Annotated in this window: 10 protein-coding genes; 5 read left to right on the forward strand and 5 right to left on the reverse strand. The window is 73.2% G+C overall.

All coding sequences use genetic code 11. From position 1 onward, the window contains the following. Positions 1-28: 28 nt before the first annotated feature. From B9S57_RS00210 to B9S57_RS00230, 5 genes are all read left to right on the forward strand, one after another. Positions 29-1,153 (forward strand): CDP-glycerol glycerophosphotransferase family protein, encoded by a 1,125-nt coding sequence (locus tag B9S57_RS00210; RefSeq protein WP_103513487.1) that lies wholly within the window; start codon positions 29-31, stop codon positions 1,151-1,153. 248 nt (positions 1,154-1,401) lie between these two features. Further along, on the forward strand, positions 1,402-2,259 hold the full coding sequence (locus tag B9S57_RS00215; RefSeq protein WP_181011181.1) for a TylF/MycF/NovP-related O-methyltransferase: 858 nt from the start codon (positions 1,402-1,404) through the stop codon (positions 2,257-2,259). A gap of 125 nt (positions 2,260-2,384) precedes the next feature. Then, complete coding sequence (locus B9S57_RS00220; RefSeq protein WP_103513481.1) at positions 2,385-5,837, forward strand: bifunctional glycosyltransferase/CDP-glycerol:glycerophosphate glycerophosphotransferase; 3,453 nt, start codon at positions 2,385-2,387, stop codon at positions 5,835-5,837. Further along, positions 5,834-8,680, forward strand: a complete 2,847-nt coding sequence (locus B9S57_RS00225; RefSeq protein ID WP_103513482.1) for a CDP-glycerol glycerophosphotransferase family protein — start codon at positions 5,834-5,836, stop codon at positions 8,678-8,680. Before B9S57_RS00220 ends, B9S57_RS00225 begins: the two co-directional genes overlap by 4 nt. After that, the gene (locus tag B9S57_RS00230) at positions 8,677-9,825 is read left to right on the forward strand and encodes a glycosyltransferase (RefSeq protein WP_103513483.1); all 1,149 of its coding nucleotides are present in this window, start codon (positions 8,677-8,679) and stop codon (positions 9,823-9,825) included. The genes B9S57_RS00225 and B9S57_RS00230 overlap by 4 nt, the downstream gene beginning before the upstream one ends. Positions 9,826-9,868: 43 nt before the next feature. Here B9S57_RS00230 and B9S57_RS00235 read toward each other — a convergent pair whose 3' ends face one another. The 5 genes from B9S57_RS00235 to B9S57_RS00255 form a co-directional block, all read right to left on the reverse strand. Beyond that, a complete protein-coding gene (locus B9S57_RS00235; RefSeq protein ID WP_103513484.1) occupies positions 9,869-12,103 on the reverse strand; it encodes a bifunctional glycosyltransferase family 2 protein/CDP-glycerol:glycerophosphate glycerophosphotransferase in 2,235 nt (744 codons plus the stop codon). A 180-nt stretch (positions 12,104-12,283) separates the two neighbouring features. Continuing rightward, the gene (locus B9S57_RS00240; protein WP_103513485.1) at positions 12,284-13,198 is read right to left on the reverse strand and encodes a carbohydrate ABC transporter permease; all 915 of its coding nucleotides are present in this window, start codon (positions 13,196-13,198) and stop codon (positions 12,284-12,286) included. A gap of 100 nt (positions 13,199-13,298) precedes the next feature. Then, positions 13,299-14,672 carry a carbohydrate ABC transporter permease gene (locus tag B9S57_RS00245; RefSeq protein WP_103513486.1) on the reverse strand — a complete coding sequence of 458 codons (1,374 nt, stop codon included), beginning with the start codon at positions 14,670-14,672 and terminating at the stop codon, positions 13,299-13,301. A 4-nt stretch (positions 14,673-14,676) separates the two neighbouring features. Further along, positions 14,677-16,041: an ABC transporter substrate-binding protein gene (locus tag B9S57_RS00250; protein ID WP_181011182.1), complete on the reverse strand. Its 1,365-nt coding sequence runs from the start codon at positions 16,039-16,041 to the stop codon at positions 14,677-14,679. 267 nt (positions 16,042-16,308) lie between these two features. Further along, a partial coding sequence (locus B9S57_RS00255) for an FtsK/SpoIIIE domain-containing protein (RefSeq protein WP_103513490.1) occupies positions 16,309-18,774 on the reverse strand: 2,466 nt, incomplete at its 5' end.

The following is an 18,774-nucleotide window of genomic DNA, read 5'->3' on the forward strand; positions in this document are numbered from 1 at the left end:
GGGCCGCAGGTCGCTGCGCGCCCGCGTGATGGCCGGCGTCTACCGCGTCGACCTGCGCCGCCCGCTGGACCCCTGCCTCGCCGTCTACGGGGCGTACTGGAACCGTGGTGTCGCCTGTAATCCGGCCGCCGTCTACGCCAAGGCCCGCGAACTCGTCCCGCACATCCGCGGTGTCTGGGTCGTCTCCTCCCGCCACCGCGACCGGATGCCCCCGGGCGTGCCGTACGTCATCGAGGGCTCCCGTGCCTACTGGCGGACCATGGCCACCGCGACGTACCTCGTCAACAACTCCAGCTTCCCCGGCGGCTTCACCAAGCGGCCGGGACAGATCTATCTCCAGACCCACCACGGCACCCCGCTGAAGACGATGGGCCTGGACCAGCTCCCGTACCCAGCCCTCACCAACGGGGTCAGCTTCGAGCGGATCGTCGCCCACACCGACCAGTGGGACTTCAGCCTCTCCGCCAACCCGCACAGCACCGAGACCTGGGACCGGGTCTACCCGTCCTCGTACGAACAACTGACCTACGGCTACCCGCGCAACGACGTGCTGTGCACCGCGACCCCGGAGCTGACCGGCAGGATCCGGGCGGAGCTCGGCATCGCGCCCGGATCGACCGTGCTGCTCTACGCGCCCACCCACCGCGACTACCGCAAGGGCTTCGTCCCCCGGCTCGACCCGGAGCGCCTCACCCGTGCGCTGGGGCCCGGGTGGGTGCTGCTGGTGCGCGCGCACTACTTCTACGGGCGTTCGGCCGGGACGGTCCCGGGCGGACGGGTCGTCGACGTCACCGGCCATCCCTGCGTCGAGGAACTCTGCCTGGCCGCCGACGCGTTGATCACCGACTACTCGTCCCTGATGTTCGACTACGCCTGCCTGGACCGTCCGGTCATCACCTACGCCCCCGACTGGGACGCCTACCGCGCCGCCCGCGGCACCTACGTCGACCTGCTGTCCGGCCGCCCCGGCGACACCCCCGGCGCCGTCGCCACCACGGAGGACGAGCTGTGCGAGGTGCTGCGGAGCGGGGCCTGGACGTCACCGGAGGCCGACGCGCTGCGCGCCGCGTTCCGGAGCCGCTTCTGTCCCTGGGACGACGGGCACGCGGCGGAGCGCGTGGTGCGACGGGTCTTCCCGGTGCCCTCGAACTGAACACCGGATCACCCTGACGGGCCCGATCCCTCGGCAGCCTCCGCCGGCCGGGACCCGACCGGCGGCCGGTCATCCGGCTGAGGAACACGCCGGCCGACCTCGCGGTGCGGGAGACGGCGGTGCGGTGGGCGGACCGGGCCGGCGGAGTGGACCGGGTGCCGCTGCCACGTCCCCCGGACGGCCGGGAGCGGTGCGGGCGTCCGGAGCGCCGTCCGACCCCCATCAACTACAGGTTGACGAAAGATGACATGAGCCGCAAAGCGCGCGTACTGTCCGGCTCCATGGCTTGGCGCAACGCCGTCAACGGCGTCCTTCAGCAACTCACCGGATACCAGCTCAGGCGCGTGACCCTGCCCGCTCCCCGCTCCGCCCCCGCGGTGCCCCCGGTGGCGGCGGAAGCGGCGGTGAAGCCCGCCGCCGCGAAGAAGCCGCAACTCCCCGCGGACTACGACGACGAGGCGAAGGACATCATCCGCGCGGTCAAGCCGTACACGATGACCTCCCCGGAGCGGCTCAACGCGTTCGTGCTCGCGACCCGGCACATCGTCAAGCACGGCATCCCGGGCGACATCGTCGAGTGCGGTGTCTGGCGCGGCGGTTCCATGCAGGCCTGTGCCAGGACCCTGCTGTCGCTCGGCGAGACGGACCGCGGTCTCCATCTCTTCGACACCTACGAGGGGATGACCCCGCCGACCGCGGAGGACCTGCGGCGCGACGGCAGGCCGGCCCAGGAGCTGCTGGAGGCCCAGGGCAAGGACCGCCCGATCTGGGCCGTGGCCTCCCTGGAGGACGTACAGGCCGGGTTCGAGCAGGTCCCGTACCCGAAGGACCGCATCCACTACGTGCAGGGCAAGGTCGAGGACACCGTCCCGGAGCGGGCGCCGGAGCAGATCGCCATCCTGCGGCTGGACACCGACTGGTACGCGTCGACGAAGCACGAGCTCGCGCATCTGTACGGTCGCCTGGTGAGCGGCGGGGTGCTGCTGATCGACGACTACGGCTACTGGCAGGGATCGCGTCAGGCCGTGGACGAGTTCCTGGAGGAGACCGGCGAGCAACTCCTGCTGCTGCGCATGGACGAGGGCCGCATCGCCGTCAAACCCTGAGAGGTGGCCCCGGCCGAACCCCGGCCGGGCGATGCCCCGTTGCGAGCCCCGTGCCTCCCCGGCACGGGGCTCGTTCCCTACACAGGAAGTCCGTTCGTCCGCCCGGAAGGATCGTGCGCAGCGCCATGGCACCCCGTCTCACCGTCGTCGTCCCGCTCTACAACGTCGAGGAGTACCTCGGAGCCTGCCTGGACTCGCTCGCCGGGCAGACCATGGCCGACCTGGAAGTCGTCATGATCGACGACGGTTCGACGGACGGCAGCGCGGCTGTGGCGGAGGCGTTCTCCCGTCAGGACCCGCGCTTCCGCCTGATCCGGCAGGAGAACGCGGGGCTCGGGGCGGCGCGCAACGCGGGGGCCGGGCAGGCCCACCCCGGGGCCGAGTTCCTGACCTTCGTCGACAGCGACGACGTCGTGCCGCCCGGCGCCTTCGCGAGGATGCTGGACGAACTCGACGCGTCAGGATCGGACTTCGCGACCGGCAACGTCCTCAGGCTCCGGGCGAACGGGGCGCTGGAGCAGTCCCCGATGTTCCGCAAGCCGATGGAGAGCTCCCGCCGAGCCACCCACGTCACCCGGGACTGGATCCTGCTCGGCGACCGCATCGCGTGCAACAAGGTGTTCCGCAGGGTCTTCTGGGACCGGCACGCCTTCGCCTTCCCGACCGGTGTCCTGTACGAGGACATCGCCGTCGTCCTGCCGGCCCACTTCCTCGCCCGGAGCGTCGACGTCGTGGAGGAGCCGGTCTACCACTGGCGCGACCGCGACGGCTCGATCACCACCCGGCGCGCGGTCGCCCGGGGCATCCGCGACCGGGTCACGGCGGTCTCCACCGTCAGCCAGTTCCTCGCCGACCGGGGTATGCCGGAGGCCAAGCGGCGGTACGACGCGCACGCGCTCTCCGGCGACCTGTGGCTCTTCATCGAGGCGCTCCCCGACGGCGACGAGAGCTTCACCGAGGCCTTCCTCACCCACGCCAACGCCTTCGCCGACACGGTGGAACCCGCCGTCCTCGACGCCCTGCCCCTGCACCTGCGCGTCAAGTGGCGGCTCATCCGGGAGCGCAGGACGGCGGAGCTGCTCGCCCTCCTGGACCACGAGTCCACCGACCGCGACACCTTCCACGTCCGGGGACTGCTGCGGCCCCGCGCCCAGTACCCCGGTGTCGACGCCCCGCTCCCGCGCCCGGTCGCCGCGCTGTCCGCCGATGACCTCCCCGTGCACGCGCACCTCACCGAGGCCGTGTGGCGGGACGGCCTGCTGCACCTCAAGGGGTACGCGTACGTCCGCAACGCCCCCGGCAGGTCGGCCGGCGCCGGATGGCTGCGGTCCGGCCGGCGGCTGATCCCGCTCCGGCTGCACAGGACGGTGACGGACGAGGCGGCGGCCGGATCGGGCCGCTCGCTGCACCGCTACGAACGCTCCGGCTTCGAGACCGTCGTCGACCCACGCCGGCTCGTGACCCGGGCCACGGCGCGGGGCGCGCGGGCCGTCTGGAAGCTGGAGTCCGTCGTCCTCGGTGCGGGACGGCCCCGCCGGGGGCCGATGCGGCTGCTCGGCAATCCGGCGGCCCCCGCCGTGCGCTACACCGGCGAGCGGACCCGGGTCGTCCCGCTGCTCTCCGGGAACAAGCTGGAGCTGCGAGCCGAACGGATCGACGCCGTGGTCGCCGGCCACGGGCCCACGGAGGACGGGTCCGCGATCCGGATCGCGGTGCGCGTGCTCGACGGGGACGCCCCCACGGCCCTGCGGATCCAGGAGTGGCGCACGAAGGAGACCCGGGAGTTCCCGCTGGCCGCCGAGGAGGGCACGGACGGCCGCACGGCCGTCGCCGAGGTGCCGATGGTGACGTTCCGCGGCTCCGACGGCGACTGGGGCGTCCAACTGGTCCGCGGCAAGCGCCGGACGGCGGTCGCCGCCCGGCCCGAGACCGACGCCGTGCGCTATCCGCTGCCGCACGGCCGTGAGGTCTGGGCCGCCGCGAACCCGTCCGGGGACCTGGTGCTCACCGACCGGGAGGCGCACCCCGTCGTGACGCGCGTCTCCTGGACGGACGGCGCCGGGCCTGTCCTCGAGGGGACCTTCCCGGCCCTGCGGGAGCGTCCGGTCGAGCTCGTGCTGCGCCACAGCGGCCACCAGGAGGAGAACACCTTCGCGGTGGAACGCACGGACACCGGCTTCCGCACGGAGCCTGCACCCGGGGCCGTCGACGGGCCCGGAGGCGCGCTGCCGCTCGCCGAGGGCCGTTGGTACCCCTTCCTCCGGGATCGGGGCGAGACGGATCCGGAGCGCTATCTGCCGCTGCGGGTGGTGCCCCAGCTGCACGCGGGCCTGCCGCTCGCGCGCGAGGCGGGCGGGCGCCGCTTCACCCTGGAGCGCCGCTTCCACGACCGGCTCTGCCTGCACTCGGGCAGCGCGCTGGCGCCGGAGGACCGGGGGGCCTACGGACAGCGCCGACTGCGCGAGCGGTACGCGAGCGCGCGCGGCGGGGAGCTGCGGGACGCCGTGCTGTACTCCAGCTTCGACGGGCGCCAGTACTCGGACTCGCCCCGCGCCGTCCACGAGGAGCTCGTCCGGCGCTCCACCGGCGTGGAGCACCTCTGGGTGGTGCGGGACCAGCAGGCCGCCGTGCCCGCCGGGGTCCGGGCCGTGGCCCTGCACAGCGCCGAGTGGCACGACGCCCTGGCGCGCTGCCGGTGGATCGTCACCAACACCCAGCTCCCCGAATGGTTCGAGCGGGCGGAGCGGCAGTTCGTCGTGCAGACCTGGCACGGCACCCCGCTCAAGCGCATCGGCCGTGACCTGGCCGGCACCGCGTACGCGGACACCGCCTACATGGACTCCATGCCGCGGCGCGCCGCCCAGTGGAGCGTGCTCGTCTCGCCGAACAGCTTCTCCACGCCCGTCCTGCGCCGCGCGTTCGGTCACACGGGCGAGGTCCTGGAGTGCGGCTACCCGCGCAACGACCTGCTGCACGCCGAGGACCGGGCGAAGGTCGCCCGGTCCGTGCGGCAGTCGCTCGCCGTCCCGGAGGGCAGGCGGGTCGTCCTGTACGCCCCCACCTGGCGCGAGGACCGGCCCAAGCACGGCGGGCGGTACGGGCTCGACCTCCACCTGGACCTCGAACAGGCGCGGAAGGCGCTCGGCGACGACCACGTCCTGCTGGTGCGCCGCCACTACCTGGTCGGCGGGAGCGTCCCGGAGAGCGACTTCGTCCGCGACGTCTCGCGCCATCCCGACGTCGCCGAACTGATGCTGATCAGCGATGTGCTGGTCACGGACTACTCGTCCCTGATGTTCGACTTCGCGCAGACGGGCCGGCCGATGCTCTTCCACACCTACGACCTGGAGCACTACCGCGACACCCTGCGCGGATTCTGCTTCGACTTCGCGGACCGGGCGCCCGGTCCGCTGATCACGGACTCGGCGGCCGTCGTCGAGGCACTGCGCGACCCGGACGCCGCGACGGCGGGCCACCGGGAGGCGTACGCCCGCTTCCGGGAGTCGTTCTGCGACCTCGACGACGGGACGGCCGCGGCCCGGGTCGTGGACCGGATGCTGAAGGGCGGGCAGGCATGAGCGCGCCCGACTTCAGCTGTGTGATCACCGCGGCGGAGAGCTCCACGGACGCGCTGACGGCGTCCGTGGAGTCCGTGCTCGACCAGAGCCTGCGCGCCGTCGAGGCGCTCGTCGTCCTGCCCGCCGGCGCACCCGCGGCCCTGCGGGCGGCGGCCGGAACGCTCGCCGGGCGCTCCCCGGACCGCGTCCGCGTGCTCGACCCCGGCACGGACTCCGTCGCCGACCTGCGCAACGCCGGTCTCGACGCGGCCTCGGGCACGTACGTCCTCGTCCTCGACGCCGGGGAGCTGCTCCAGCGGCACGCCTGCCGCAACCTGTGGGAGGCCGGGGCGCGCACCCGCGCCGACCTGGTCGCGGGGCGCTGGAGCCGGCTCACCGGGGACGGGACCAAGGAACGCGAACCCTCCTGGCAGCAGCCGCTGTTCGCCTCCTCCCGCACCGTCGGCCGGTTCGCAGAGGCCCCCGAACTGGCGGCGCACGACGCCCTGGTGACCGGATTCTGCCTGCGGCGCGCGGCGCTGGAGCGGCACGCCCTGCGCTACGACGAGGACCTCACCCACAGCGAGGTCCTGTTCGGCCCGCTGGCGGCGGCCGTGGTGGGCCGGATCGCGCTCGTCCGCCGCCGGATCGTCTCGGGTCGGGCCGTGCCCGACGCGGGCCGGGACCTCGCCGGGCTGGTGGAGGCGCACCGGCGGGTGTGCCACGTGCTGGTGGCCCAGGGGCTGGCCCAGCTGCGCGAGGAGCGGGACCGGGCCTTCCTGAGGGACCACCTCGTGCCGCTGGTGCGCACCTTCCCGGAGCGGCCCGCCGCCGATCGCGCCCGCCTGGCGGCGACCGCGGCCCGGGTGCTGCCCGGTTCCGTCCCGGAGTCGGCCCTGCTCACCCTCCCGCCCGTCGAACGCGTCGGAGTCCGGCTGCTGGAGCGGGGGCACGCCGACGGGGTGCTCGGCGCGGCGTACGCGCTGCGCAGGAGGGGGGTCGTGGCCGCCCCCCTCTCCGTGGGCGACGACGGGCGGGTGTACTGGCCGGGCGGACCCGACCCCGCGCTGGACGTCACCGAACTCGGCCACCAGTACCGGACGTTCGGCGAGCTGAAGCTGATGAACAGGCTCACCCGCTACGAGGCCGACGGCCGCCGGGTCCTGCTGGCGGGCCGGCTCGTGCTGCCCTCGCACACCGGGCCCGACCCGGAGGGCTCCCTCACGGCCCACCTGGAATTCCGTGTACGGGAGGGCTCCCGCACCTTCCGGGCCCCGGTCGACTCGCTGCGGCCCGACGCCACCGGGATCAGCTGGTCCACCAGCGCCGACCTCACCCGCCTGCTGCGGCCCTTCGGCCCCCGCGACACGGTGTGGGACGTGCGGATGGTGCTGGAGGACGGTGCGACCCGTTCGGTGAGCGACCTCTTCGCCGCCCACGACCTCGTCGGCCCGGCGGAGCGTTCCCCCGCCCTTCCCCGGCTGGGCAGGGTGACCGGGGACACCTGGGGGCCCTACGTCACGCTCCGGGACCATCTGGCGTTCCGGCTCGAAGCCCACAGGCGCCCCGCCCGCACGGCCCGCAGACTGGTCCACTACGCCACGCACTTCCGCCCCGCCCGCCGGGCCAGGCTCCTGGCACGGGCCCTCGGCAGGCGCCGGGACCGGCTGCACTCCAGGGGCTTCAAGGCCTCCGTCTACCGCTCCTGGCTCCTGCGGCTCCCCGTGCGCAGGGGGTCCGTGGTCTTCGAGAGCCACATGGGCACCTGCTACGGCGACAGCCCCCGGGCCGTCCACGAGGAGGTGCGGGTCCGCGGGCTCCCGTTGCGCTGCGTCTGGTCGTACGCCGACTCCCCGGCCGGCTTCCCGGCGGACGCCAGGCTCGTGCCCCGCTGGTCCTGGCGCTATCTGTGGGCCCTGGCCCGGGCGGAGTACTGGGTGGACAACCAGGGATTCCCGCTCCAGCTCGACAAGCCCTCCGGCACCACGTACCTCCAGACCTGGCACGGTTCGGCGTACAAGCGCATGGGCTTCGACGAGACCCGGGTCCGTCTGCAGAACGCCCCGCAGCGCGAGCGGCTCCAGCAGGCCGTGAACCGCTTCGACCACTTCCTCGTACGGTCCGGGCACGACGAGCGCACGCTGGCCCCCGCCTACCGGCTCCCGGAGACGACGCTGCTGCGCACCGGCTATCCCCGCAACGACGCCCTGCTCGCGGCGCGTGCCCGGGACGAGGCCGAGGGGCGGCTGCCCCGCCCGCCGCTCGCGGCCGAGCTCGGACTGCCCGACCACCGCAAGGTCGTGCTCTACGCGCCGACGTTCCGGGGCGGGCCGGGCAGGCGCGGGCGGCAGCGGCTCCTGCTGGACGCGGCGGCCTTCGCGGAACGCTTCGGTGACACGTACACCCTGTTGGTGCGCGCGCACTACCTGGAGGCGGCGAGCCTGCCCGCCTGCCCCCCGGGGACCGTCGTGGACGTCTCGCGCCACCACGACGTCAGCGAGCTGCTGGCGCTGGCCGACGTCCTGGTCACGGACTACTCGTCGATCATGTTCGACTACGCCCTCCTGGACCGCCCGATCGTCCTGTTCGCCCCCGACCTCGACGCCTACGCCGCCGAGCGGGGCAGCTACTTCGACCTGCGGGAGAAGGCCCCCGGTCCGGTGGCGGCGACCGAGGAGGAGCTGTTCGCCGTGCTGGCCCGGCTGAAGACCGCGGACACCGGCTTCCAGGAGCGACGTGCCGCCTTCGCCGCGGAGTTCGGCGGATACGACCGCGGTGACTCGGCACGCGCGGTCGTCGACGCCGTGTTCGCCCGGTACACCGCCCCGTCCCGCACCACGCCCACCGGGGAGGCCGGCCGATGAGCCCCAGCCGTGACGTCTTCATCGTGTCCAACAGCACCGACGAACTCGGCGGTGTCACCGGCTGGATGCACCGGACCGCCCAGTTGTTCCAGGAGGCGGGCCACCGGGTGCACACCATCGGCATCCACGCGGCGGAGCGGAAGATGGCCCTGCCCGACCCGGCCGGCTACCCGGTCACCGCGCTCTACCCGGCGCACCCTCCGACGCCCTGGGCGCCCCAGGGGCTGCTGGACCGCTTCCGCGTTCCGGCCCGGCGCGCCGAGGCCGCCCGCGCGGCGCGGAAGCGGCGTGCCGTCGAACAGCTCTCGGCGATCTTCCGGGCCGCCCGGCCCGGCGGGATGGTGATCGTCAGCCAGGTCTGGGCGATGGAGTGGGTCGGCGAGGCGGACACCGGCGGCCTGCGCGTCGTCGGGATGAGCCACGAGTCCTACGACTACTCCCGGGCGAGCCACCGCTACCGCTGGATCAGGAACCACTACCCGTCGCTCGACCGGTGGCTCGTCCTCACGGAGGAGGACGCCGACAAGTGGGCGGGCGACGGGATGAACAACGTCGGCTTCATGCCCAACGCCCTTGCCGCGCTGCCCGACGTGCCCTCGCCGCGCAGCGAGAAGTCGGTCGCGAGCATCGGCCGGCTCACCGACCAGAAGGGCATCGACATGCTCCTGGACGTCTGGGCGCTGGTGGCTCCGGACCGCCCGGACTGGTCCCTCGACGTCTACGGGACGGGCGAGGACGAGGCGGAGCTGAGGGCGCGGTGCACCGGCCTGGGGCTCGACTCCTCGGTCCGGTGGCGGGGGCGCACGGACGATGTTCCCGGAGCGCTCGCGGCCTCCTCCGTCTTCGTCCAGTCCTCACGCGGCGAGGGTTTCCCGCTGGCACTGCTGGAGGCCATGGCCAGCGGCGTGCCGTGCGCGGCGTTCGACTGCGCGCCGGGCGTGCGGGAGATCGTGCGCGACGGCGAGGACGGGCTCCTCGCGCCCGCCGGCGACATCGGCGCGCTCGCCGACCGGCTCCTGCGGCTCACCGGGAACCCCCGGCTGCGGGACGCGATGGGGGACCGGGCGCGGAGCGGTGTACAGCGGTTCTCCGAGGTGGAGATCATGGGTCGCTGGGAAGAGCTGTTCGCGTTCCTGGAGCGCTGAACGACACCCCGGGGCGGTCCGCGCCGCCCCGGGGCCGGCCGCCTCACCCGTTGGTGTACTCCCGCACCGGCACCTGTCGCGGTACCCCCGTGGGCCCGCGGCCCGTCAGCGGGGCGGGCAGCGGCAGACCCGAGGTGTCGTCCAGGAAGACCCGGCGCACCACCCGCTCCGCCGCGTGCCCGTCGTCGTACGGGCAGAACCGCGCCCGGAAGGCGGCCCGGCACTGTGCCGAGCGGGGCCCGCGCCAGTGGTCCGTGGCGAAGATCTCGTGCAGTTCCTCCTGGTCCCGGGCGACCGCCCCGGGCGGGAACGCGGCCGGGTCGAAGTAGGTGCCGCGGGCTGCCTCGTAGGCCTGCGCGTCCTCGAGGTGAAGGACGACGGGCCGGTCCAGGTTGACGTAGTCGAACATCAGCGACGAGTAGTCCGTGATCAGCCCGTCGGAGGCGAGACAGAGCTCCTCCACGGACGGGTGGGCGCTGACGTCGATGATCCGTGGGTGCCGGACGTGTCCCGAGGTGGCCCGGGCCGTCGCGTCCAGGTAGTGGGAGCGGGCCAGGATCACGACGTGCGGGCCCAGGACGCCGACCAACTGCTCCAGGTCCAGGCAGTACTGCTGTGTGCGCCTGTAGTCGCGGTGGGTCGGCGCGTAGAGCAGGGCGGTGCTGCCGTCCGGGACGCCCAGGCGCTCCCGCAGCCGTGCGGTCTCGGCGGGGCCCGTGCGGTGGAAGACGTCGTTGCGCGGGCTGCCGTACTCCAGCGTGGTGTAGCCGGACGGGTAGGTGCGCTCCCACACCAGAGTGGAGTGCTGGTTGGCCGAGAGCGAGAAGTCCCACTTGTCGACGTTGCGCAGCAGTTGGCGGAAGTCCGTCGCGCCGCCGGCGGCGGGACGGTGCACGAGGTCGGTCCCCATGGTCTTCAGAGGGGTCCCGTGGTGGGTCTGCAGGAGGACCTGACCGCGTCTCTTCACCAGTCTGCGGTCGAAGTTGACGTTGTTCACGAGGTACTTGGAGCGGGCCAGCGCGGTCCAGTACGCGGCCGTCCCCGGGTGCAGCACACGGGTGGCGTCCGGCACCGTGTGCGCGTCCTCGGGACGGCAGATCCAGGAAGTGCGCACCCCGGGCACGAGTGCCCGGGCCGTGGCCTCCAGGGCCGCGGGGCTACAGGTGTAGCCGCGGTGCCAGTAGGCGGCGAACACCGCGTCCGTGCTCCGGACGGGCAGCCGCAGCTGCACGCGGTAGTGCAGCTGGAGGGCGGCTCCGCGCACCGCCCGGCGGGCCGCCGCGGCCGCGCGCCCGAGCCGCCGGTGCAGCCGCTGGGAGGCCCAGAGGGCGCGGTAGGTGCGGTGGGCGCCCAGCCGGAACAGGGCGTGCCGCAGCCGGGTGCGGCGGGGCACGGGGGCGCCGGGGGTGCGGTAGCGGCGGCAGTGGGCCCGGGCGCGGCGGAAGAACTGGGCACGGCTGCCGCGCGGCAGCCGTCCCCGGGAGGTGTAGAGGGTCGAGAAGTGGTCGAGCATCCGGCGGAACATCACCGGGCGCCAGACGGAGAGCCCGGGGCGCGCGTCGATGAAGGCGAAGACGCGGTCGTACTGGTCGAAGACGTCGAAGTGGCGGTGGGTGGTGGTGGAGAGGATGTTCCCCCGGCGCCGCTGGCGGTACCCGACGCAGACCGTGTCGAGGACGGCGATCGACCCGGCGGCCATCAGCACCGGGTAGGTCCAGGGGGTGTCCTCGTAGTAGCCGGGAGGGAAGGTGAAGCCCTCCGCCTCGACGAACTCGCGGCGGTAGGCCTTGTTCCAGACGACCATCAGCACCTTGAGCAGCTCGGGCCGCTCCGTGAGCCGGAAGGAGGCCGGACCGGTCTCGGAGAGGTACCGGGAGAAGGTGTTGCGCACGCTCTCGCCCGAGCAGTACGTACGGGCGTAGTCGTAGACCAGGACGTCCGGGCCACCGGTCGCGTCGAGGCGGTCGGCGATCGCCTGGAGCGCCTCGGGGGCGAAGGTGTCGTCGCCGTCGAGGAAGAGCAGGTAGTCTCCGGTCGCCCGGGCCACACCGGCGTTGCGGGCGGGTCCCAGGCCGGAGTTGTGCGGCAGGTGGACGACGGCGACCCGGGGGTCGCGGACGGCGTACTCGTCGGCGATGGGGCCGCAGGCGTCCGGTGAACAGTCGTCGACCACGATGATCTCGTGGTCCTTGAAGGACTGGTTCAGCACGGAGTCGAGACACGCGTGCAGATACGCCTGGACCCGGTACGCGGGCACGATGACACTGAACCGGGGCACAACACTTCCAGGGGGCGCTCGCGGGCGGGCAGGTGGCCCGCAAACGGCCGATGGAGTGACTTGGTTACGCCGGATGTGGCATCCGGGCGAAGTACGAGGTAGGGCGGCCCGATCGAGAGTGAACGGGCCGCCCTGATATTGACGAACGCATGTGCTGTCTTGACGTCCGGCCGCAGTGCGCTACTTGACGGCGCCCGCCATGACCCCGGAGACGAACTGCCGCTGGAAGGCGAAGAACACCGCCAGCGGAATCACCATCGACACGAAGGCGCCGGGCGCCAGCACGTCGATGTTGTTGCCGAACTGCCGGACCTGCTGCTGCAGGGCGACGGTGATCGGCGGGGACTCCGAGTCCGCGAAGATCAGCGCGACCAGCATGTCGTTCCACACCCAGAGGAACTGGAAGATCCCGAGCGAGGCGATCGCGGGGCCGCCGAGGGGCATCACGACCCGGGTGAAGAGCCGGATCTCGCCGGCACCGTCCAGCCGCGCGGCCTCCAGCAGTTCGCGGGGGATCTCCGCGAAGAAGTTCCGCAGCAGGAAGATGGCGAACGGCAGGCCGAACGCCGTGTGGAACATGACCACACCGAAGGTCGTCTCGAAGATGCCGATGGTGCCGAAGAGTTCGGACACCGGGATGAGGGCGACCTGTACGGGGACCACCAGCAGCCCCACGACCAGCAGGAACCACCAGTCGCGGCCGGGGAACTCCATCCAGGCGAAGGCGTAGCCGGCGAGAGAGCCGATGACGACCACCAGGAAGGTGGACGGAACGGTGATCATGACGGTGCTGAAGAGCGAGCCCGTGATCGTCGAATTGTCCAGCAGCCGCTGGTAGTTGTCGAAGGTCAGCTCGGAGGGGGCGGTGAAGACCTTCCACCAGCCCGTCGCCGCGATGTCCTCGGCCCCGCGCAGCGACGAGAGCAGCAGGCCGATGGTCGGCATCAGCCAGAACAGTCCGACCAGGACGAGGAAGACCCGCATGGCACCGCCGCCGGCCCGCGCGGCGATCCGCGCGCCGAGCGAATGCCGGCCCTCGGCGGCCGGCTTCGAGGGGGGTGCCTGCTTGGCCCCTGGGGCCTCGGTCGTGGTCATCGCCGTCCCTCCTTCCGGATCCGCCGGATGTTGCCGTGTTCTTCCGGGGGGCGACCCCCGGACCCCCGGCAGGGGGCTGGTGCGGTGTCGTCCCGGGCCGTCATCGCCGTCCCTCCTTCCGGATCCGCCGGATGTTGAAGAGCATCACGGGGATCACCAGCAGCAACAGGAGTACGGCGATCGCGCTGCCGACCCCGAGATCCGCGTCCGTGCCGAACGAGGAGCGGTACAGCTGGAGGGCCAGGACGTTCGCGTCGTCCTGGGAGGAGCCCGGCGCGATGATGAAGACCAGGTCGAAGATCTTCAGGACGTTGATCATCAGGGTGACCAGGACCACCGCGAGCACGGGTGCCAGCATCGGCACCGTGATCCGGCGGAACACCTGCCACTCGTTGGCGCCGTCCACCCTCGCCGCTTCGAGGAGTTCACGGGGCAGACCGGCCAGACCGGCGGCGATCAGGACCATCGCGAATCCGGCCCACATCCAGACGTAGCTGCCGATGATGCCCGGCGTCACGAGGGACGGCCCGAGCCAGTCGACGCCGTTGTACGGCTCCCGGAAGTTGTCCGCCGGGAGACGGAGCAGCGAGCCGTCGGCCGAGGCGGGCAGGGTGAAGACCCCGTCCGCTCCGGCCGTCGCCGACGCGACGACCTTGCCGTCCTTCACCGCCTCCACGGTGATGCCCTTGAGGCCGAGCTCGTTCGGATCGACGGTGTTCGGCTTGCCGCCGCCGCCCTTGGTGAAGTCGAGCCAGGCCGTCCCGGTGACGGACCCGCCGGACGCCGTGGCCGCCTTCGCGGGCTTCGCGTCGCCGGGCATCTTCGCCGGCACCACACCGACCAGCGGCAGGCTCACCGGTTCCCCGGCCCGCACGGGCTCCTTCGTCACGAAGGAGCCGCCGCCGCCCGCCTTCAGCGGATGGACGGGCAGCGGATGCGCCTTGGGGAAGCCGGACGACTGCGCGAACGTGTCGTGGACACCCACCGCCACGGCGTTGGCGACACCGCGCTCGGGCGCCTGCTCGTACACCAGCCGGAAGATGATGCCGGCGGCCAGCATCGAGATCGCCATCGGCATGAAGACGATCAGCTTGAACGCCGTACCCCACCGGATCCGCTCGGTGAGCACCGCGAAGATCAGGCCCAGCGCGGTGGCGACCGTCGGTGCGAACACGACCCAGATCGCGTTGTTCCTGACGGCCGTCCGGATGGTGTCGTCCGTGAACAGCGCCTTGTAGTTGTCCAGGCCCGCGAATCCGGTGCCGGACTGGTCGAGGAACGAGCGGTAGACGGAGTACACGATGGGATAGACGACGAGGGCGCCGAGCAGCACCAGGGCCGGCAGCAGGAACGCCGCCGCGACCGCTCTGCGGGTGCCGGTCACGCTTCCCCGTGGGCGCTTTCCCGTGCCCGTGGCAGGACGCTTGTCGGCGGGGGGCGCGCTGCCGGCGCCCCCCGCTGTCGCTGTGGTCATCCCGTCAGCTCGTGTACGCCTTGGCCGCGGCGGACTCCAGCTCGGCTTGAGTCCCCGCGATGTCCTTCGGGTTCTTCAGGAAGTCCTGGAGCGTCTTCCACTCGCCCTTCCCGGGTGTCCCGCCGAACGACTGCGGTGCCTGGTCGGACATGTCGAACCGGACGTCGTCACCGGCCGCGATCAGCGCCTCGGCGATCGTGCGCTGCACGTCGTTCGGGTACGCGGCCGCGTCGAGCGACTTGTTCGGGGAGATGAACCCGCCGGCCTCGGCCCAGATCTTCGCGGCGTCGGTCGAGGCGAGCCAGGTCAGCAGTGCCTGCGCGCCCTCGCCGTCCTTGAGCGCCACGGCCGCGTCGCCGCCCGTCACGACGGGGGACTCGGCGCCGACGGCCGGGAACGGGAACACCTTGGCGTCCGTGCCGATCTTCGCCTTGGTCTGCGCGATGTTGATGGAGACGAAGTCCCCTTCGAAGACCATCGCGCCCTTGGGCTGGTCGCCACCGGTGAACGTCTGGGTGACCGACACCGGGAACTCGGTCTGCAGCGCGCCGTCGGCGCCGCCGGAGATCAGGCTCGGCTTGCCGAAGAGCTCGGCGAGCGTGGTCAGCGCGTCCTTGACGGACGGGTCCGTCCACTTGATCTCGTGCTTGGCGAGCTGGTCGTACTTCTCGGGTCCGGCCTGGGAGAGGTAGACGTTCTCGAACCAGTCCGTGAGCGTCCAGCCGTCCGCACCGCCCACCGAGACCGGGGTGACACCGGAGGCGGAGACCGTCTCGGCCGTGGCCAGGAAGTCCTTCCAGGTCTTCGGCTCGCTCGCGCCCGCGTTCTCGAACGCCTTGGCGTTGTACCAGACCAGTGACTTGTTGGCGGCCTTGAAGTAGACGCCGTACTGGGTGCCGTCGACCGCGCCGAGGTCCTGCCAGACCTGCGCGTAGTTCTGGCCCAGCTGGGCCCGCGCCTCGTTGCCGACCGGCTTGGCCCACTTCTTGGCCACGGCCTGCTGGATCGCGCCGACCTGCGGGATCATCGCGACGTCCGGGGGCTGGCCGCCCGCGATCTTCGTGCCGAGGAAGTTGACGATCGGGTCCTGCGCCGGGACGAAGGTGACCGTCGCGCCCGTACGCTTCTCGAACTCGTCCAGCACCTTGGTGAAGTTGGCCTGCTCGGGTCCCGTCCAGACCGCGGCCACCGATATCTTCTGGCCGTCCAGTTTCGGCAGATCGACCGTTGACGAGCTGTCCGTCTCCTTGCCGGGTCCGTCGGCCGGTTTGGTCACGTCGTCGCCGTCGCCACTGCATCCGGCGAGCGCCAGCGCACCGATCGTGGTGAACACCAGTGCGGCCCTACGCATGCGAAGGGTTGTGCGCATCCCTGCCCCGTCTCTCCTGCGCGCGCGTGTGTGTACGGACCGGCACCAACGGTCAGGCCCTGTAGTGCCGTTCGCGTCCCACAGCGTGCGGATCACGTCGTTCGTGCGCACAGTCCTATGCCCGGCGCACCGGAGCCGCAATACCGTCGTCGGCACCAACTCCGTGATCGTGATGGGCTCGTGACGTCCCGCCACGGCGCGCCCGGGATCCTCCCGACACGGCAGCCAGGAGCACGGAGCCCACGGCGGCGGGGGCCGGGAGACCGGCTACGGAATCAGCGGAGGGAGCGGTTCCGCGTTCACCGAGCGGGCGGCCCTCTCCAGGGCGCTGGCGAGCAGGGCCAGGTCGGTGGGGCCGTTGCCCAGCTCGCGGACCGGTCTGCGGGTGGGCGGATCGCCCATCCGCTCCCACTCCAGGGGTACGACGGTGGGGCGCAGGGTCGCCGTGCGCGGGATACGGCCGGTGACCCGGCCACCCTGGAACGGCGTCACGCGGCCGTCCGGATGCCCCAGCCGCCCCCGGCCCGGCGCGGGCTCGTCGGGCGAAGGGGGGACGACGGGCGGGTCGAGCACGATGCGCAGTCGCGCACCCCGGGCCAGCTCCGTGTCCTCGGTGCGGTCCGGGCGGGCGGACGAGGCGACCAGGTGGACGCCGAGCCGCCCGCCGTCCCTGGCCACGGCCTCCAGCACCCGGACGATCGATCCGGCGGAGGGGCGGCCCGGGCTGCCGAGCGCCGGGGCGACCAGGGCGTCGAAGTCGTCGGCCAGGACGACCAGCCGGGGAAGGGGGGAGGGGCCCGGGTCCACCGGACGGGCCGAGGCGGGCCGCAGCCGCAGGGTGCCGCTGGCCGGCGACTCGATGTCACCGCGCTGCTCGGCGGCGCCGGAGGGGCGGCGGCCGGTGAGCGCCTGCGCCTCCTCGTGCCGCGCGTGCCATGCGGTGAAGTCCAGCGTGCCGAGCAGCTCCGCGCGGCGCTTCAGCTCGCCGCCCAGCGCCTGGGCGAACTCACGCATCCGTACGGGGTCGGAGGCCACCAGGTGTGTGGAGACGTGAGGCAGCTCCGTGCAGGGACGCAGCCCCTCGCCCCGCTCCCCGTGTTCGCCGCCCGCCCCGTCGATGAGGAGGATGCCGAGCCGGTCGGGGCGGGCGGCGGAGGCCAGGGAGGCCGCGACGGCACGCAGCAGCTCCGTACGGCCGCTGCCCGCGGGTCCTTCGATCAGGAGATGGGGCCCCTCGTCGGCCAGGTCGACGGAGAGCGGGCCCCGCGGGCCCGCTCCGAGCACGGCCACGGGCCGTCCCGCGTAACCGGCGGAGGCTCCCGTGTGACAGGTCTCGCCGACCCCGCTGTCGCGCCGCTGCGCGCCGATCCGGGGGGAGCCGGTCCCCGTCGCGGGGGCGTAGCCGGAGCGGCCCGAGCCCGAGCTGGTCGGTCCGCCGCTCCGGTACGGGGTGTGCCCGGAGTCGGGCGAATCGCGCGGGGCGCCCACCCGGGGCCCGGCGCTCAGGGTGCGGCCGGAACTCGTCGTGTCCAGGTCCGCGGTGCTCGGTGGGGCCGTGCGCACCGTCGCGCCCGGCTGGACCTCGGCCGTGGAGGCCCAGCGTGCCATCAGGGAGGCAGGGGTGGCTCTGGCGAGGCCCAGCTCGTCCAGCAGCCGGGCGGACGGCGGCAGGGCCGCCGCCATGGGCCGGCCGGGGAGTGTCACCGCGCCTTCGTCCCGCAACGGGGCGAGGGCACGCCCGAAGCGCTCGGCCCAGGCCGCCGACACGGCGTCCACCGAGGCGACGGTGCCGTGGCCCGCCGCCTCGCCGCCCGCCGTGCGCAGCACCCGCAGCGCGGTCGCCACGTCGCCGCTCAGCATGGCGACGGCACCGCACTCCCGGAAGGCGATCGAGGCCCGGCACGCGGCGTCGTAGGTGGCCGCGACCGGAGAGGTCGGGGAGGCGGCCGGGGTCTCGGCCAGACAGATCAGATGGATCCCGGCGGCGGCTCCGGCGCCGGCCAGGCCCGCCGTGGTCTCGCGCAGGACGGCGGAGCCGGGATCGCCGTCCACGACCACCACGGTGAAGGGCCCGGTGTGATGGCGGGCCGCCTCGGCCACGGACGACCGGTCGGCGCTCGCCCAGCCGTGCCCCAGCGGCCCGTCCTCCATGCGGCGCACCAGTTCCGCCGCACGCGCGCCCGCCTGCTCACGGTCGTACGCGAGGAGCAGGCGGCAGTCCTGGCCGTGCATGGGGCGCAGGTGGGGGAGCCAGCCGAGCCAGGACCACTCGCGCCGCCGTTCGTCCAGACTCCGGGCCCGGTCCGTGCTGATCAGCACGATCTCCAGGTCGAAGGGGGAGTGCAGCGCCGCGAGCTGGGCCACCGCCGAGCGGGCGAGCCCGGACAGCCGGGCCCGGGGGCCGGCGAGACCGAGCGAGCCGGCCTCCCGCAGCCCCACGGTGACCGGCACGGCGGGCAGGTCGGCCCGGTCCGTCGTCCCGAGCCGTACGACCAGGGACTCGGGGTGCGCGGTGTCGCGCTCCCACAGGCGGGGGCCGGGGCCGAGCGCCGTCAGGAGCACCGTCGCGGGGTCCGGCCAGGTCCCGGCCGGGGCGGAGGGGGAGCGAAGAGGTGCGGCGGGGGCGTGCGGGGAGGGCCCGGCCTCTTCCGGGCCGGCGGCGGGCGTTCCTGGCGCCTGCTCGCCCTTGCCGCCCGTGAGCCGCCGCGCCCAGGCGCCTATGCCGCCGCGTCG

The sequence above is a fragment of the Streptomyces sp. SM10 genome, assembly GCF_002910915.1.
Classification (GTDB): domain Bacteria; phylum Actinomycetota; class Actinomycetes; order Streptomycetales; family Streptomycetaceae; genus Streptomyces.

What these genes read in the sequence shown, in the direction of transcription:
- B9S57_RS00210 (WP_103513487.1), top strand. Translation starts at nt 29, where the DNA reads ATGGCCGGCGTCTACCGCGTCGACCTGCGCCGCCCGCTGGACCCCTGC.
- B9S57_RS00215 (WP_181011181.1), top strand. Translation starts at nt 1,402, where the DNA reads ATGAGCCGCAAAGCGCGCGTACTGTCCGGCTCCATGGCTTGGCGCAAC.
- B9S57_RS00220 (WP_103513481.1), top strand. Translation starts at nt 2,385, where the DNA reads ATGGCACCCCGTCTCACCGTCGTCGTCCCGCTCTACAACGTCGAGGAG.
- B9S57_RS00225 (WP_103513482.1), top strand. Translation starts at nt 5,834, where the DNA reads ATGAGCGCGCCCGACTTCAGCTGTGTGATCACCGCGGCGGAGAGCTCC.
- B9S57_RS00230 (WP_103513483.1), top strand. Translation starts at nt 8,677, where the DNA reads ATGAGCCCCAGCCGTGACGTCTTCATCGTGTCCAACAGCACCGACGAA.
- B9S57_RS00240 (WP_103513485.1), bottom strand. Translation starts at nt 13,198, where the DNA reads ATGACCACGACCGAGGCCCCAGGGGCCAAGCAGGCACCCCCCTCGAAG.
- B9S57_RS00245 (WP_103513486.1), bottom strand. Translation starts at nt 14,672, where the DNA reads ATGACCACAGCGACAGCGGGGGGCGCCGGCAGCGCGCCCCCCGCCGAC.
- B9S57_RS00250 (WP_181011182.1), bottom strand. Translation starts at nt 16,041, where the DNA reads ATGCGCACAACCCTTCGCATGCGTAGGGCCGCACTGGTGTTCACCACG.